The organism is Lysobacter sp. MMG2 (assembly GCF_016735495.2).
Taxonomy (GTDB): domain Bacteria; phylum Pseudomonadota; class Gammaproteobacteria; order Xanthomonadales; family Xanthomonadaceae; genus Lysobacter_J.
Map to the genome: position 1 here is coordinate 190,512 of NZ_JAERQY020000002.1, position 15,161 is coordinate 205,672.

Below are 15,161 nucleotides of genomic sequence, written 5' to 3' on the forward strand. Positions count from 1 at the left end.
CCGCCGCGACCGGCGATGCGGTCACATCGTGTGGGTCGGGCGCTCCGCCGCCAGCGTGCCCGCCAGCAGCGCTTCGATCTTGCCCTTCACCGTTTCGCCTTCGGCGCTGTCGGCGAACTGCACACCGATGCCCGCCGCGCGGTTGCCCTGCGCGCCGACCGGCGTCACCCACACGACCTTGCCGGCGACCGGCAGGCGCTCGTTGGATTCGGGAAGGGTGAGCAGCAGGAAGACCTCGTCGCCGAGGAAGTAGCGCTTGGGCGTGGGTACGAAGATGCCGCCGCTCTTGAGGAACGGCATGTAGGCGCTGTAGAGCTGCGCCTTGTCCTTGATCGCACACGACAGGATGCCCTGGCGCGCGCCGCCCGCTGCGTTCATACCGCTCATCTCCTGCTTCCCCCTGAAGCCTGGGCGCCACTCGCGCCGCGCCAGGCCAGCAACAATTCGGTGACCGCGAGGTCCGCCCGCACCGTGGTGCGCAGCAGATCCCGGGTCCGGTTCGCCTGGTCGAACCACGCGGCCAGACTGCGCGTTCGTACCGGGTCGGTCAAGCCGGCGGCCTCGGCCAAGGCCAGATCCGCGGCATGGCGCAGGCGCAGCCCGGCGTGTTCATCGCCGACCCAGCGCTGTGCGGTCTCGACCGCGCCGATCTCGCCACGCCCCAGGCGCGCGAGGTCGCCGGCGACGTCGCGCCGCAGCTTGAGGCCGTCGTTCTCCAGCCACTCGTGCGCCAGCCCCGGGTGGCCGCGCGCGGCGTCCGATGCCTCGCGCGAGGTCGCCTCCGCGTGACCGCGGCTGCGCAGCCAGGCCAGCGCCTCCTCGTGCGGGGGCAGCTTGAACTCGTACCGCTGGCAGCGGCTGCGGATGGTCGCCGGCAGGCGCGTGGGATGCGCACTGACCAGCCACAGGTAGCGCCCCGGCACCGGCTCTTCCAGCGTTTTCAGCAATGCGTTGCAGGCGGCGTTGTTGATCGCCTCCGCCGGATCGAGGATCACCACCTGCGCGCCGCCGTATTGCGGCGTCAGCGACAGTTGCTCGGAGAGCTGGCGGATCTGCTCGATCACGATCTCCGTGCGCAGCCGCGTGCCCTCCTTGTTCGGGATGAACGAGATGAGGTGGTAATCCGGATGCGTTCCGGCCGCGAGCAGATGGCAACTGCGGCACGCACCGCAGGGTTCGCCACCGGCCATGGGCTGCTGGCACAGCAGCCGCTGCGCCAGGCGCTCGGCCACGGCGCGTTTGCCCAGCCGCGCGGGGCCGCAGAACAGCAATCCGTGCGCGAGGCGACCAGCGTCCAGCGCCGCCACCGCCTGGTCGTATACGCGGTGCTGCCACGGAGCGAAACCGGCGGCCTGCCCGCTCATGCGTTCGCCTCCATCCATTCGCGCAGATGCGCGACGGCCTGCGCGGCGACGGCGTCGGCCGGCTGCGTCGCGTCGATCACGCGGAAGCGCTGCGGCTCGGCCTTCGCACGTGACACGTAGCCTTCGCGCACGCGTTCGAAGAAGTCCTCGCGCTCGGCCTCGATGCGATCGACGGCGCCGCGCCCACGCGCGCGCTGCAGGCCGATGGCCACCGGCACGTCCAGCAGCAGCGTCATGCCCGGCGCGATGCCGACCACGCGCCGTTCGAGTTCGGCGATGAAAGCTGCGTCGCCGCCGCGCGCCGCGCCCTGGTAGGCGTAGCTGGCATCGGTGAAGCGATCGCTGATGACCCACGCGCCGCGCTCCAGCGCCGGCACGATCGTCTCGCGCACATGCTGCGCGCGTGCGGCGAAGACCAGCAGCAGCTCGGCTTCGGTCGTCGGCGGTTCGTGATGCGTGTCCAGCAGCAGGCCGCGGATCTGTTCGGCCAGCGGCGTGCCGCCGGGCTCGCGCGTGCTCACCACTTCGCGTCCGGTCGCGGACAGCGTATCGCGCAGCGCGGCGAGCACGGTCGACTTCCCGGCGCCCTCGCCGCCCTCCAGCGTGATGAAACGCGGATACGCACGCAGCGTCATTGCCGCTCCTGCGTCTGCGAGGCGCCGTTCGACTCCGCGGCACGGGCCTGGCGATAGCGCGCCAGATAGCGCTGCACGTTCGCTTCATGCTCGGCCAGCGTGCGCGCAAACAGATGACGCCCACTGCCATCGCCGACCGCAACGAAGAACAGATCCTCGCCCGGCGCCGGCCGCGCGACCGCCTGCAGCGCATCCACGCCCGGCATCGCGATCGGCGTCGGCGGCAGACCGACGCGCGTGTAGGTGTTGTACGGCGTGTCGGTGGTCAGGTGCACCTTGCGGATGTTGCCGTCGTAGTTCGTGCCCAGGCCGTAGATCACGGTCGGGTCGGTCTGCAGGCGCATGCCGATTCTCAGGCGGCGCTCGAACAGTCCGGCGATGCGCGGGCGTTCCTCGGCGATGCCGGTTTCCTTCTCGACGATGGACGCCAGGACCAGCATTTCTTCCGGCGTCTTGAGCACGCTGTCGGGCAGGCGGCGTTCCCACGCGTCGGCGAGCGCCTTGTCCATCGCTTCGTGCGCGCGCTTGAGGATGTCCAGGTCGCTGTCGCAGCGCGTGAACAGATAGGTTTCGGGCAGGAAACGGCCTTCCGGATGCTGGCCCGCGTGGCCCAGCGTCTTCATCAGCGCGGCGTCGTCGAGCGTGTCGGTCTCGTGCTCGAGTTCGTTCGCGCGCTTCAGCGCGGAGCGCAGCTCGCGGATGTTCCAGCCTTCGACGATGGTGAAGCGGCGGCGCACGACCTTGCCGTCGCGCATCGCCGTGAGCAGCGAACGCGGCGACGTGCCCGGCTCCAGCGCGTATTCGCCGACCTGCAGCTTGCCCGCGGCGCCCAGTTGCTTGGCCAGCGCGCGCCATTCCAGCAGGTCGCCCTGGCGCACGCCGGCGTCGCGCAGCTTGCGCACGATGGCGGGCAGCGAATCGCCCGGCTCGACGACGAGGCTTTCGCCCGCTTCCAGACCCGCCAGAGGCGCGTCGGCGAAACTCGTGTAGCGCTGCCACAGGTAGGCGCCGACGCCGGCGGCGATCAACAGGACAACGAACACGAAGCCGCCCAGGCGGCGTCCAGATTTGCGACTCACGCAACCTCCGTGGCGAATGCGGGATGCTCGGCGGCCAGGCGGCGCTGAAGCTGCGCCACCTGCGGGTGCGGTCGCCACGAGCAAGCGCCGAGCCGCGCCACCGGCAGGATACCGCGCACGGCATTGCACAGGAAAACCGCGTCGGCCGCTTCGACTTCGGTCACAGCCAGGCGCGCCTCCCGCGCGCCCAGCGCGCCGATCGCCCATTCCCGGCAGACGCCGGCGACGCCGCAACGGTCGATCGCTGGCGTGGTCCAGCGGCCGTCGTGCAGCACGAACAGGTTCGCGGACGTGGCGCTGACCGCGTCGCCTTCGGTGCTGAGCATGAGGCCCTCGTGCGTGTCCGCATCGCGCCATTCGGCACGCGCCAGCACCTGTTCGAGCCGGTTGCAGTGCTTCAGGCCCGCCAGCGCGGGCTGCAGCGCCAGGCGCGTCCGGCACCAACGCAGGGTCAGTCCGTCGGCCGGCGTTGCGGGCGGGACGTCGTGGCGCGAGAGGATCCAGTGCGGCGTCGCCGGTTCCGGCGGCGCGTAGCCGCGCCCGCCGCTGCCGCGCGTGACGATGAGCTTGAGCACCGCCTCCGCACCGTCGAGCAGATCGCGCGCCTCGCCGCGGGCGCGATCTTCATCGGGCAGCACGATGCCCAGCGCATGCGCGCCGCGCTGCAGGCGCCGCCAGTGAGCGGGCCACCAGTGCACGTCACCGCGATGCGCGCGCATGGTTTCGAACAGGCCGTCGCCGTAGGCGAGGCCACGGTCGAAATCCGGCGTGGCCGCAACGACCGCGTCGCCGACGAAGTGGCGCACGCTCACCCGGCCACTCCCAGGGCGCGCAGCATGCCGCGCGCCTTGGCGCGGGTTTCCTCGAGTTCCTTTTGCGGATCGGAGTCCGCGACGATGCCCGCGCCGGTGCGGAAGCGCAGCGTGGCACCTTCGTCCGTCGATTCGAGCTCCGCGCTGCGGATCAGGATGTTGAGGTCGAGGTCGCCGTCGCGGTTGAGCCAACCCATCGCGCCGGTGTACGCGCCGCGGCCCACGCCCTCCAGCTCGGCGATGATCTGCATGCAGCGCACTTTCGGGCAGCCGGTGATCGTGCCGCCCGGAAACACGGCGCGGATCACCTGCCCCGGCGTCGCATCCGCGCGCAGTCGGCCGCGCACGTTGCTGACGATGTGGTGCACGTGCGCGTAGCTTTCCACCGTCATCAGTTCGTCGACTTCCACGCTGCCCGGCGTGCACACGCGGCCGAGGTCGTTGCGTTCAAGGTCGATCAGCATCACGTGTTCGGCGCGTTCCTTCGGATGGCCGACCAGTTCCTGGATGCGCGCCGCGTCGTCGTCGCCGGCGAAGCGCGGTCGCGTGCCGGCGATGGGACGCGTTTCCACGACATCACCGCGCACCGACACCAGACGTTCGGGCGAAGCGCTGACGACCGCCCAGTCATCGCCCGCGAACACGCCGGCGAACGGCGCAGGGTTGTTCTCGCGCAGGCGCTGAAAAAGCTCGCCCGCCTGCACGTCGCGATCGAAACGCGCGCGCCAGCCGCGCGACAGGTTGGCCTGGAAGACGTCGCCGGCGGCGAGGTAATCGAGCACGTTGCGCACGCCGTTGGTGAAGCGCTGCGGTTCGTCCTCCTCCAACGCGACCGGCGGGAGCCACGCTGGCAGCGCGGGCTGCGCAACGAGCGCGGTCACGTCGTCGAGCACACGGGCGCGCACCGAGTCGTGACCGGTTTCCACGACCAGTACGCATTCGCCGCTGGTGTGGTCGCGCAGCACGGCCGCCGGGCACCGCAGGGCGAGCGCCACGGGCAGCTGGCCTTCGGCGCGCGGCAGTCGAAGGATCGGCTCCACCTGCGCGGCCGCTTCGTATCCCAGCAGCAGCGCCCAGCCGCCGCGGAACGGCCAGCGGGGTTCGTCGCGCGGGACGCGTTCGGCCTGCCAGCGGGCGTCGAGCGCGGCGAAGAAATCGTTGCCGACGCCTTCGCCGGTTTCGTCGCGCACGGCGCCGTCGGCTGCCAGGCGAAGCGCACCTTCGCCCGCGACCAGGAGCAGGTCCCAGCGTCCCTGCGCGGTGCCGTGCGCGCTGGATTCCAGCAGCAGCGGGTAACGCGCGGGCGACAGGCGCTGCAGCGACAGGAGGTCGAAGGAATTCGGCAGGGGGTGGGTCAGCAGCATGGCGATATTGTCGTCTATCGCGACGTGGATAAGGCCGCGGGCCACGTCGGGGCGGGCCGTCATTCCGGCCACGCGGCGTCCGGCGATCGGCGCCGCCGCTGTTTCGTCACCCCAACCCCTCTCGCAGAGGGAGAGTGGCTCGGATGCCAGGCCCGGAAACGACGATCCCCGCCGGGGCGGGGATCGTCGGGACCGCAGGGTGGACAGCCGTCAGATGCGCTTGAAGACCAGCGTGCCGTTGGTGCCACCGAAGCCGAAGCCGTTCGACATGGCGACGTCGATCTTCTTCTCGCGCGCGATGTTGGGCACGTAGTCCAGATCGCAGCCCTCGCCCGCCTCGAACAGGTTGATGGTCGGCGGGATGATGCCCGCATGCAGCGCCAGCACGGAGAAGATCGCCTCCACGCCGCCGGCCGCACCGAGCAGGTGGCCGGTCATCGACTTGGTCGAGCTGACCATCGTCTTGTACGCGTGGTCGCCCAGCGCGCGCTTGATGGCGAGCGTTTCGGCCAGATCGCCCAGCGGCGTCGAAGTGCCGTGCGCGTTGAGGTACTCGATCTGGTCGGCGTTGACGCCCGCGTCCTTCATCGCCGCGACCATGCAGCGCGCCGGGCCTTCGCCGTTCTCGCTCGGGGCGGTCATGTGGAACGCGTCGGAGCTGGCCCCGAAACCGGCGAGCTCGCAGTAGATGCGCGCGCCGCGGGCCTTGGCGTGTTCGTACTCTTCCAGCACGAGGATGCCCGCGCCGTCGCCGAGGACGAAGCCGTCGCGGTCCTTGTCCCACGGACGCGAGGCGTGCGTCGGGTCGTCGTTGCGCGTGGACATCGCCTTCATCGAGCAGAAGCCCGCGACCGACGTCGGCGAGGAACCGCGCTCGGCACCACCGGCGACCATCACGTCGGCATCGCCGTACTGGATCATGCGCATCGCCATGCCGATGGAATGGTTGGCGGTGGCACAGGCCGAGACGGCGGAGAAGTTCGGGCCCTTGATGCCGGTCAGCAGCGAAACCTGGCCGGGCAGCATGTTGATGATCGTGCTGGGCACGTAGAACGGCGAGACCTTGCGCGGGCCGCCGTCGTGGAACTTGATCGTCTGCTCTTCGATGCCGAGCAGGCCGCCGATGCCCGAGCCGATCAGCGCACCGATGCGCTCGGCGTTGGATTCGTCGACGGTGATGCCGGCGTCCTTGATCGCCATCAGCGATGCAGCGACACCGTAATGGATGAACTCCTCCATCTTCTTCGCGTCCTTCGGATTCACCCACTGGGTGATGTCGAAGTCGCGCACCTGGCCCGCGATGCGGGTGGTGAAGTTGGTGGCGTCGAAATGGGTGATCGGGCCGATGCCGGAACGACCGTTGACGATGCCATCCCAGGTGGTGGCCACGTCGTTGCCCAGCGGCGACACCGCGCCCAGGCCGGTGACGACTACGCGTCGGTTGTTCATGAAGCACTCCGTCTGACACTACGCCGGCGTATCGTCCGGCTGATAAGACGCGGGGCCGCAATGTGCGGCCCCGGTCTGGTTTTCTGCTTGCATTACCAGGCGCCTGCGGAGGCGTTGGTTTTCCTGGACGCCCGGCCGCGAAGCCGGGCTCCAGCGCAGCGCTTACGACTTGACGTGAGCCTTCACGTAGTCGATGGCCTGCTGCACCGAGGTGATCTTCTCGGCTTCTTCGTCCGGGATCTCGCACTCGAACTCTTCTTCGAGCGCCATCACCAGCTCGACGGTGTCGAGCGAGTCCGCGCCGAGGTCGTCGACGAACGAAGCGTTGTTGGTGACTTCTTCTTCCTTAACGCCAAGCTGTTCGACCACGATCTTCTTGACGCGCTCTTCGATGCTGCTCATGGGTTCTCACTCCTCCCGGGACGGGATATTCGACGGAATAGTCTAAATGAATCACGGACGATCGCGAGCATACGCGAAAGCCCTTTGAGTTCAAGCGGTTACAACTGAAACGTTGGCTTTCCTGCGAACCATTACGGCATGTACATGCCGCCGTTGACGTGCAGGGTCTCGCCGGTGATGTACGCGGCCGACGGGCCAGCCAGGAAGGCCACCGCGCGGGCGATGTCCGCCGGCTCGCCGAAGCGGCCCAGCGCAATCTGGCCGAGCATCGCGTTCTTGGCGTCTTCCGGCAGCGACTTGGTCATGTCGGTGTCGATGAAGCCCGGCGCGACCACGTTGACGGTAACGCCTCGGCTGCCGATCTCCTTCGCCAGCGACTTGCTGAAGGCGATGATGCCGGCCTTCGCGGCGGCGTAGTTCGCCTGCCCCGCGTTGCCGGTCACGCCGATCACGGAGGCGATGTTGATGATGCGGCCCTTGCGTGCCTTCATCATCGAGCGCATCACCGCCTTGCTGGTGCGGTAGACGCTGGTGAGGTTGGTGTCGAGGATGGCCTGCCAGTCCTCGTCCTTCATGCGCATCAGCAGGTTGTCGCGGGTGATGCCGGCGTTGTTGACGAGGATCGAGATCGCGCCGATGTCCTTGGCGATGCCGTCCATCAGCGCGTCGATCGAGGCCGCATTGCCCACGTCGAGCACGCGACCGTGGCCGCCGTGCGCAGCGAGGCGTTCGGCGATGGCCTTCGCGCCGGACTCGGACGTCGCCGTGCCGATCACCGTCGCGCCCTGTGCGGCCAGTTCGTCGGCGATCGCCGCACCGATGCCACGGCTGGCGCCGGTGACCAGCGCGATTTCGCCGGACAGGATCTTCTCGCTCATGCGTTCTTCCATTCTTCGATAGCGGTTTGGAACTCGCCCGGCGTGCCGATGGCGCGCGCGTCGATGTTCTTGTCGATGCGCTTGGCGAGGCCGGCGAGCACCTTGCCCGGTCCGCACTCGGCCATGCGCGTGACGCCCTTGCCGGCGAGCGCCTGCACGCAGCCGGTCCACTGCACGGGCAGATAGAGCTGGCGCACGAGCGCTTCGCGGATCGCGTCGACATCGCCGTGCGCGCGCGCATCGACGTTCTGCACGACGGGACGGTCGGGCATGCGCCACGACAGGCCGGCCATCGCTTCGGCCAGACGGTTGGCAGCTTCGCGCATCAACGGCGTGTGCGAGGGCACGCTGACGGCGAGCTTCACCGCCTTGCGTACGCCGCGTTCGCCGAGCATCGCCAGCGCCTTGTCCACCGCGGCCGCGTGACCGCCGATGACGATCTGGCCGGGCGAATTGAAATTGGCCGGCACGACGACTTCGGTGCCGGAGACTTCATCGCACACTTCCTGCACCAGTGCGTCTTCGGCGCCGAGCACGGCGGCCATCGCGCCGACGCCGGTGGGCGCGGCTTCCTGCATGAGCTGACCGCGCAAACGCACCAGGTGCGCGCCGTCCTTCAGCGACAACGCACCGGCGGCGACGAGCGCGGTGTATTCGCCCAGGCTGTGGCCTGCCAGGAACGCCGGAGAGCGACCGCCCTGCTTGTGCCAAGCGCGCCACACCGCCACGCCCGCGGCGAGCAGCGCCGGCTGGGTGTATTCGGTGCGGTTGAGCATTTCCTCGGGACCGCCCTGGCTCAGCGCCCACAGATCGACACCGGCGCCATCGCTGGCTTCGACGAACGCGTCGCGCACGATCGGGTGCAGCTCGGACAGCTCGGCCAGCATGCCGAGCGACTGCGAGCCCTGGCCGGGAAACACGAAGGCCAGCGAGGCGTCGTTAGCGGGGGAATCGGTCACGCATCGGTCCCAGGGAAAAGAGTGCGCATGATACGAGTGTTTGCTCTAGGGCGTCTGTACCGCCACGTACTGAAACACCCTTGTCCTTCGCGAACCGTGAAGCACGTCGGCCGCAAGCGAAAACGCCCCCGCCGGATATGGCGGAGGCGTTTGCGGAACGATGCGCGAAGGCTCAGTAGCGCAGCAGCGCCGAGCCCCAGGTGAATCCGCCACCGAAGGCTTCCAGCAACAGCAACTGGCCGCGCTGCACCTTGCCCGAGCGCACCGCTTCGTCCAGCGCCAGCGGCACCGAGCCCGAGGAGGTGTTGCCGTGGCGATCGACGGTGACGACGACGCGCTCCATCGGCATGTCCAGGCGCTTGGCCGTGGCTTCGATGATGCGCAGGTTGGCCTGGTGCGGGATCAGCCAGTCGATGTCGTGGCGATCCAGACCGTTGGCTTCCAGCGTTTCCTCGACCACGGAGTCGAGCGCCTTCACCGCGTGCTTGAAGACTTCGTTGCCGGTCATCAGCACCTTCACGCCGGCGTTGTGCTCTTCCGGCTTGAAGCCGACGGACACGCCGACCGGATTCCACAGCAGCTCCTTCTTGCCGCCGTCGGCGTGCATGTGGGTGCTGAGGATGCCGGTTTCGGTATCGGCCTTGAGCACGACCGCGCCCGCGCCATCGCCGAACAGCACGCAGGTGGAGCGGTCGCTCCAGTCGAGCATGCGGGTGAGCGTTTCAGCGCCGACCACGAGCACCGTCTTGGCCGAACCGGAACGGATGAACTTGTCCGCCACCGTCAGCGCATAGACGAAACCCGTGCAGGCGGCGTTGACATCGAACGCGGGGCAGCCGTTGGCACCGAGGCGGTGCTGCAGCAGGCACGCGGTCGAAGGGAAGATGAGATCGGGCGTGGTGGTGCCGACGACGATCAGGTCGAGATCCTTCGCGTCGATGCCGGCAGCTTCGAGCGCGCGGATCGAGGCGTGGTACGCCAGGTCGCTGGTGGTCTCGCCTTCGGCGGCGATGTGGCGCTCGCGGATGCCGGTACGCGCCGCGATCCACTCATCGCTGGTGTCGACGATCTTGGACAGGTCGTCGTTGGTCAGCACCTTCTCGGGAAGGTAGCTGCCGGTTCCCGCGATGCGGGAATAAATCTGTTGCGTCATCGCCACTCCGCTGCACAGCCGTTATGGCCCGTTCGGGCACTTGCCGGGGAATCTTCCACCGGACAGGCCGGCGAAAGTGCGCCGCCGCGATCGTTCGCTACGACGGGCTGTCGCTGCCCCGCGTTACCTTTCGGCGGCGGACAGTTCCGGGCCCGACGGCATCCGCGCGCGTCTGGCGACGCGCGCGGGCGCGGCGGTGGGCGAAGAGCTTACTCTTCGTCGACAACCTTGGTCTTGGTGTCGATCACCTTCTTGCCGCGGTAGTAACCGTCAGCGGTGACGTGGTGACGCAGGTGGGTCTCGCCCGTGGTCGGGTCGGTGGCCAGCTGCTTGGCGGACAGCGCGTCGTGCGAACGACGCATGCCACGCTTGGACGGGGAAACGCGGGACTTCTGGACAGCCATGGTCTTGCTCCAAAAAAACTAGTTCGAATGTTTCTTCAATGCCGACAACGCGGCGAATGGGTTTTCGCGCTCGGGCTCCGGCGCCTGGTCGGGCGCGGGCCAATCGCTTTCCACTGCCTCCGTGCCGGGCATGATCGGCACGACCGGAACGGCGAGGATAAGTTCGTCCTCGACCAGTTCGACGGTCCGCAGCTGGCCGTCATCCGGCACCAGCAGCGGCTCGTATCCGGGCGGCAGCCCGGCTTCGTCCGCTTCGTCACGGATAAGGCCAAGCCGCTGCACGATGTTCACCGGCAACAGGAACCGCTGCAGGCTGCGCTGACAGGTCAGCGGCAGCTCGGCATCGATACGCAGTTCGACATAAGGCACTTTCAGCGAATCGCTATCGAACTCGAGCGCGAACCGCACCTCACCTTCCGTGTCGACCAGGCTGTCCCGCAGCCGCGTCAGCGCCGACAACGGGACGCGACCTTCCAGGCCGCGCCGTGCCGCCACCATGCGCCAAGCATCAAGAATCCCGGGCAGGTCTGCTGACATAAGCCGCGGAATGTTAGGGACCGGGGGCCGCCATGTCAAACCTGAACCCGCGAGTTCACGGTTCCGCCGCGCCACATTTGCCGGCCGGTGGGCGGGGCTTCAGACTGGCCTCCTTCCGTCCGTCTTGCGGCCATCCTCGTGACCATCGCCCTGCTCCTGCTGCTGTCTGCCCTCGTGATTGCGGCGTTGGCCTATTCCCGCACCCGGCCCCGCCGGCGCGAGCGGGCCATGCGCGACGTCCTGGACGCCGCCGATGCGCTGGAAGCCCAGCTGCGCGTGGCGCGGGCCGAGATCGAGGCGGTCACCGGCGGCGACGGCGACGACCCGGTCGGCGAGGCCATGCGCGAGATGCTCCGCCAGCGCCTGTGGCTGCGTGACCACGGCCCGGACGCCAGCCTGGAGCAGCTCGACGAGGTGCGCAGCTCCATCGACGCCGCCCGGGACCGGATCGACCAGCAATTGTCGCGCATTGCGCAGGCACGCGCGCCGGTCGCATGAGCGCCCCGCCCCGGCTGATCCTGGCCTCCACGTCCGTCTACCGTCGCGAACTGCTGGGCCGGCTGCGGCTGTCCTTCGACACCGAACGCCCCGGCACGGACGAGACTCCCCACCCCGGCGAGGCGCCCGAGACGCTGGCCCGCCGCCTGGCCCACGCCAAGGCCGCCGATGTGGCGGCTCGCCACCCGGGCGCCTGGGTGATCGGCTCCGATCAGGTCGCCGAGTGCGGCGGCCGAGCGCTGGGCAAGCCCGGTGCGCATGCCGCGGCGATCGCGCAGCTGGCGTCGATGTCCGGCCAGGCGGTGCGCTTCCACACCGGCCTGTGCCTGGTTCGCGACGGCCAGCCGCCGCTGGAGGCGATGGACTGCACCGTGGTGCGGTTCCGTACGCTGGAAACGGACGAAATCGAGCGCTACCTGCAGGCCGAGCAGCCCTACGACTGCGCCGGCAGCTTCAAGTCCGAAGGGCTGGGGATCGGGCTGTTCGAGGCCATCGAGAACCGCGATCCGACCGCACTGATCGGCCTGCCGCTGATCGCCACCGCCCGGCTGCTGCGCGAGGCTGGCTTCCGCCTGCCCTGAGGCACGCTCCCGGGTTCAGTCGGCCAGCTCGACCGGCTGCTCCGCCCAGGTTTCCACACTGCCGTCGCGGCCATGCAGCCGCAGACCGAGCCAATGCCGCCCGGGGCGGATGTCGCGCCCGGTCAGGTCGACCCGGGCTTCGAAGCCGACCTTGGGATGCTGCGGATCGTTGGAACGCGGCCAGACGCGCTGCAACCCCTCGAACTCGCGCCCGTAGCGCGCCTGCCCCACGGCCACGCCATTCAGCGTGACGTCCACGCCGGACAGGCCGACGCCGTCCTTGAATGCCCAGCCGCGCACGTCGAAGCGGCGTCCCACGCGTGCGCCGATGACGGGCGCGTCGATCCACGCCATCGACGGCGTCGTGCACGGGCCCGCGGCGGGCGTTCCCTGCAACGCGAAGAGCAGGAAACGCTGGCGCCCGTGATCGATGTTGAGCACTTCCGGGGCCGGCAGCGGACCGACCATCTCGCACAGTGCGTGGTAGCGGTCGAGCAGATCGCGGTACTTCACTTCGGTCGCGCCGACCACCAGCAGCACCGGCGCTGCGCCCCACTGCGAACGACCTTCCGTGTGCAGGCCCCACAGGCGCAACTGCGGTGCCCGGCCGTGCTTCTGGTTGATCGGATGGTCGAGCACCGGAATGCGCGCGTCGCCGAGTGCGAAGCCGAGCTCGGCGCCGATCTTGAAGTTGTCGGCCACCACGCGCGTGCCGGCAGGCATCGTCGCCGTGCGCGCGCGCACGGCATCGGCCAACGGCTCCCATCCGGCGAAGTTGGACGGATACCACTTCTCCGCGGCGCTCGCCTCGCGCCATGTCGCGCTGGACACGGCGACGTAATAGCCCAGGTTCGCCACCAGCCCGATTGCCGCCAGCCACACCGTCGCCAGTCGCCACGCGCGCGGCCACGACGCCAGCACCGCCGGCACCAGCGGCATCAGCGCCAGGTAGCCGGGCAAGGGCCAATGGAAACTCACGCGTTCGGTGTCGGCGAAGAAGCCCAGCGCGAAGAAGCCGGCGACCACGCCCGTGCCCAGCAGCGCGAAATAGCGGGACACCGTCGAGGCACACGCGAGGCTGCGCCGCGCCGCCACTGCCATCGCGGCGAACAACAGCGGCGTCACCAGCAACGCCTGGACCGCGATGAAGAGCAGTCCGTCGGCATGGAACGACCACGGATGGCGATCGACCAGCTGGAAGCGCAATCCGGCATCGGCGTTGTCCAGGTTCCACGCCACCAGCGGCGCCCACGCTGAAGCGCCGAATGCGATGGCGACCATCACGCGCACATCGCGCAATGCGCGGCGGCCGTCTTCCAGCAGCACAAGCGCAATGAAACCCACGACGATCACCGCGATGAAGCGGTAATGGCACAGCGCGCCCAGCGCCAGACCCGCGGCCAGTTCGAGCGCGGCCTGCGCGCTCACCTGCCGCAACAGGCGCGCGCCGGCATCCAGGCACAGCAGCGTCGCCAGCGCCATCGCCGCATCGGGCAGCGCCATCAGGCCCAGCGAGCCGGCCAGCGGCAGCAGCAGCGTCAGCAGGCCGGCCTGCCAGCCCACCTTCGTGCCGAACTCCCGCGAGGCGATATGCACCATCAGCAGCGGCACCGCCGCGCCAATGAGCAGAAACGGCAAACGCAGCGCGAACGTGTTCTCGCCGAACGCCACGCCCAGGCGCGTCAGCCATGCGGTCAGGCCCGGAAGATCCGAATACGCGGCGGCCGGATGCTGGCCTTCCTGCCAGTAGAAGGCTTCATCGACGAACAGCGGCAAGCGTGCGGCGATGAGCAACTTCACCGCCAGAACCGAGACCCACAGCACCCAAAAGGCACGCCGCGCGCGCACTGCATCCCGCATCCGATCGTGACCTCGCTACACTCGGGAGAAATCGGTGCGCCGTGCGCCGCCGGGCCGACCCGGCACCGCCGGACCGCCGCCGCGTGGAGGGGAACCCGGGCCGAGCGTCGCCATCGACGCCCGCCGGTCCGCGCGGCAATTCGCGACGCACGACGGCTACACCTTCCAGGAGACACGCACGATGGCGGTATCCCTTTCGACGGCGGCCATGCTAACCGATGGCCTTCGTGCATCCCTCGACCGCGCGCAGACACAGGTCAACGGACTGGTATTGGGCAAACCGCAGGAAGTGCGGCTGGCCTTCGTAGCGCTGCTCGCGGGCGGCCACCTGCTGATCGAGGACCTGCCGGGCCTGGGCAAGACCACGCTGGCGCATGCGCTGGCCGCGACGCTGGGGCTGGACTTCCAGCGCGTGCAGTTCACCTCGGACCTGTTGCCGGCCGACGTGGTGGGCGTGTCGGTGTTCGACCCGCAGGCGCGCGAGTTCCAGTTCCACCCCGGCCCGGTCTTCACGCAGGTGCTGCTGGCCGACGAGATCAACCGCGCCCCGCCGCGCACGCAGAGCGCGCTGCTGGAGGCGATGGCCGAGTACCAGGTCACGGTGGATGGCACGACGCATCCGCTGCCGGAGCCGTTCTTCGTGATCGCCACGCAGAACCCGGTGGACCTGTCGGGCACGTATCCGCTGCCGGACTCGCAACTGGACCGCTTCCTGCTGCGCCTGAGCCTGGGCTACCCCGGCGAGGCCGCCGAACGCGACCTGCTCGCCGGCGCCGATCGCCGCGACATGATCGCGCGCGTGATGCCGCTGCTGGGCACGCAGGACGTGCTCGCCGCGCGCCAGGCCGTGCAGGAAATCCACGCCAGTGAAGCGCTGATTTCCTACGTGCAGGCGCTGCTCGCGCGCAGCCGCCGCCACCCGGGCGTGCGCGTGGGCCTGTCGCCGCGCGCGGGCCTGGCACTGCTGCGCGCCGCGCGTGCGTACGCGCTGCTGCTGGGCCGTGCGCATGTGCTGCCGGAGGACGTGCAGGCGCTGTTCCCCGCCGTCGCCGCGCACCGTCTGGTGGCCGAGGTCGATGCCGGCAAGGACGCGGCGCTGGCGAAGGCGATCCTGCACGCGGTGCCGGTGGACTGATCCATGCCCGTCGCCGCCGCACGGCGCCTGTACCGCCGCGCTCACGAGATC

General features: G+C 69.3%; 17 protein-coding genes. 3 read left to right on the plus strand and 14 right to left on the minus strand.

Annotation, left to right across the window (positions count from 1 at the left end; all coding sequences use genetic code 11):
• Positions 1-21: 21 nt before the first annotated feature.
• The 13 genes from JI752_RS08780 to JI752_RS08840 form a co-directional block, all read right to left on the minus strand.
• On the minus strand, positions 22-387 hold the full coding sequence (locus tag JI752_RS08780) for a PilZ domain-containing protein (RefSeq protein WP_216962400.1): 366 nt from the start codon (positions 385-387) through the stop codon (positions 22-24).
• On the minus strand, positions 384-1,364 hold the full coding sequence (locus tag JI752_RS08785) for a DNA polymerase III subunit delta' (protein WP_216962403.1): 981 nt from the start codon (positions 1,362-1,364) through the stop codon (positions 384-386). The genes JI752_RS08780 and JI752_RS08785 overlap by 4 nt, the downstream gene beginning before the upstream one ends.
• Positions 1,361-1,999: a dTMP kinase gene (gene tmk / locus JI752_RS08790; RefSeq protein ID WP_216962406.1), complete on the minus strand. Its 639-nt coding sequence runs from the start codon at positions 1,997-1,999 to the stop codon at positions 1,361-1,363. Before tmk ends, JI752_RS08785 begins: the two co-directional genes overlap by 4 nt.
• Positions 1,996-3,054, minus strand: a complete 1,059-nt coding sequence (mltG, locus tag JI752_RS08795; RefSeq protein WP_256448125.1) for an endolytic transglycosylase MltG — start codon at positions 3,052-3,054, stop codon at positions 1,996-1,998. Before mltG ends, tmk begins: the two co-directional genes overlap by 4 nt.
• 20 nt (positions 3,055-3,074) lie before the next feature.
• Positions 3,075-3,890, minus strand: a complete 816-nt coding sequence (gene pabC, locus JI752_RS08800; RefSeq protein WP_216962424.1) for an aminodeoxychorismate lyase — start codon at positions 3,888-3,890, stop codon at positions 3,075-3,077.
• Positions 3,887-5,254: an aminodeoxychorismate synthase component I gene (locus tag JI752_RS08805; protein WP_216962426.1), complete on the minus strand. Its 1,368-nt coding sequence runs from the start codon at positions 5,252-5,254 to the stop codon at positions 3,887-3,889. The genes pabC and JI752_RS08805 overlap by 4 nt, the downstream gene beginning before the upstream one ends.
• 210 nt (positions 5,255-5,464) lie before the next feature.
• On the minus strand, positions 5,465-6,703 hold the full coding sequence (fabF, locus tag JI752_RS08810) for a beta-ketoacyl-ACP synthase II (protein ID WP_216962429.1): 1,239 nt from the start codon (positions 6,701-6,703) through the stop codon (positions 5,465-5,467).
• A gap of 162 nt (positions 6,704-6,865) precedes the next feature.
• A complete protein-coding gene (acpP, locus tag JI752_RS08815; RefSeq protein ID WP_031373652.1) occupies positions 6,866-7,105 on the minus strand; it encodes an acyl carrier protein in 240 nt (79 codons plus the stop codon).
• A gap of 131 nt (positions 7,106-7,236) precedes the next feature.
• The gene (fabG, locus tag JI752_RS08820; protein ID WP_216962432.1) at positions 7,237-7,983 is read right to left on the minus strand and encodes a 3-oxoacyl-ACP reductase FabG; all 747 of its coding nucleotides are present in this window, start codon (positions 7,981-7,983) and stop codon (positions 7,237-7,239) included.
• Positions 7,980-8,942: an ACP S-malonyltransferase gene (gene fabD, locus JI752_RS08825; RefSeq protein ID WP_345777337.1), complete on the minus strand. Its 963-nt coding sequence runs from the start codon at positions 8,940-8,942 to the stop codon at positions 7,980-7,982. The genes fabG and fabD overlap by 4 nt, the downstream gene beginning before the upstream one ends.
• A 172-nt stretch (positions 8,943-9,114) precedes the next feature.
• Positions 9,115-10,095 (minus strand): beta-ketoacyl-ACP synthase III, encoded by a 981-nt coding sequence (locus tag JI752_RS08830; protein WP_216962434.1) that lies wholly within the window; start codon positions 10,093-10,095, stop codon positions 9,115-9,117.
• 209 nt (positions 10,096-10,304) lie between these two features.
• Positions 10,305-10,499, minus strand: a complete 195-nt coding sequence (gene rpmF / locus JI752_RS08835; RefSeq protein ID WP_158982056.1) for a 50S ribosomal protein L32 — start codon at positions 10,497-10,499, stop codon at positions 10,305-10,307.
• 18 nt (positions 10,500-10,517) lie between these two features.
• A complete protein-coding gene (locus JI752_RS08840; protein ID WP_216962439.1) occupies positions 10,518-11,036 on the minus strand; it encodes a YceD family protein in 519 nt (172 codons plus the stop codon).
• 138 nt (positions 11,037-11,174) lie between these two features.
• On the opposite strand from JI752_RS08840, the gene JI752_RS08845 reads away from it, so the two are divergent.
• Both JI752_RS08845 and JI752_RS08850 read left to right on the plus strand, forming a co-directional pair.
• Positions 11,175-11,534 (plus strand): hypothetical protein, encoded by a 360-nt coding sequence (locus JI752_RS08845; protein WP_216962442.1) that lies wholly within the window; start codon positions 11,175-11,177, stop codon positions 11,532-11,534.
• Complete coding sequence (locus tag JI752_RS08850) at positions 11,531-12,115, plus strand: Maf family nucleotide pyrophosphatase (RefSeq protein ID WP_216962447.1); 585 nt, start codon at positions 11,531-11,533, stop codon at positions 12,113-12,115. Before JI752_RS08845 ends, JI752_RS08850 begins: the two co-directional genes overlap by 4 nt.
• Positions 12,116-12,130: 15 nt before the next feature.
• Here JI752_RS08850 and JI752_RS08855 read toward each other — a convergent pair whose 3' ends face one another.
• Positions 12,131-13,975, minus strand: a complete 1,845-nt coding sequence (locus JI752_RS08855) for a glycosyltransferase family 39 protein (RefSeq protein WP_216962450.1) — start codon at positions 13,973-13,975, stop codon at positions 12,131-12,133.
• Positions 13,976-14,156: 181 nt separating this feature from the next.
• Here JI752_RS08855 and JI752_RS08860 point away from each other — a divergent pair, with 181 nt between their 5' ends.
• Positions 14,157-15,110, plus strand: coding sequence for an AAA family ATPase (locus JI752_RS08860; protein ID WP_254200516.1), 954 nt, complete (start codon positions 14,157-14,159; stop codon positions 15,108-15,110).
• The last annotated feature ends 51 nt before the right edge of the window (positions 15,111-15,161 follow it).